Source organism: Deltaproteobacteria bacterium (genome assembly GCA_011773515.1).
Lineage (GTDB): Bacteria > Desulfobacterota > Deferrimicrobia > J040 > J040 > WVXK01.
On sequence record WVXK01000080.1, the window covers coordinates 1 to 1,046 of the forward strand.

Sequence of the window (1,046 nt, forward strand, 5' to 3'; positions counted from 1 at the left end):
TCTAATTTTTTGAATTAGCTCATTCAATTCGCTAATTAACAAAAAATTGATATTTAAAGTAATTTATTTATTGAATTTCATAGAAATTTAATAATTAATTAATGGTTTGTCAAAATAAAATATTTAAAAAATATGGATCGTCATTCATTAATTATGATAGACTTGATAAAGAGAAGCAATCATTTTATAATGAATACAGTAATAATGAATATAGTACATCCCTTACCCCACTTTATAAATATTCTCCAAAATACTCTGATGTTCTGATTTTTAAAACAGAATTTATAGACCTTACAGTAAATCCATTTAAATGGATGAATATATGGTCCGATAAAAAGCATCAGACTATAAAATCTCATATAATTGTAGATGTTAATAATCCTAGTATGCAACATCTTCACAAAATATTTAAAGATATTGATGATTTAGCAATTCAAGCCATAAATAAAAAATTTGGATATGGAAATTGTTTCAATTATATAAGTAGTCTCTCAAAACATATTGAAAATGATCATAATCATAGTTACATCAAATTATTTTTTTTGGAAAATAAATATACCAATACCATAAAAACTGAGGTATATAACTACAATAAATCATCAAAATATAAACGTGTAGAGCATTATAATAGCTTAAAATTAGATGAAATCTCTAGATTTTTATATAAGGGCAAGCAGGTAAGATTTCTTCTTATGCCTACATTCTGGCATTGGGGTAATAGATTTGGAACAAAATTGTATATTAAATTAATGGAAGTTAAATACAAAGATGCTACTATTGCTTCTGAACTAAAAAATAGACAAATAGAAATGAAAGAGAAGATCTCTTCAATTGAAATTTGATTTATTGCTTTATTAAAACCTGGGATAATTTTTAATAAATCAACTAAAAATTGATTTATTTATGCTCTAACTTGGCTAATGAATTATACCTAATCTAATTTAGTTTATACTTTTGATTTCAAATTTTGATTTCTAATTTCTGATTGGATTTTTCTTTAATTTTTTTAATGATTTTAATTTATGTTTTATTCGATTTCTTTAATG

The 1,046-nt window shown here is 22.8% G+C and carries 1 protein-coding gene; it reads left to right on the forward strand.

The annotated features are described in order from the left end of the window. Window positions 1-101: 101 nt before the first annotated feature. Window positions 102-842 carry a hypothetical protein gene (locus GTN70_09375; protein ID NIO17193.1) on the forward strand — a complete coding sequence of 247 codons (741 nt, stop codon included), beginning with the start codon at window positions 102-104 and terminating at the stop codon, window positions 840-842. Window positions 843-1,046 lie beyond the last annotated feature (204 nt).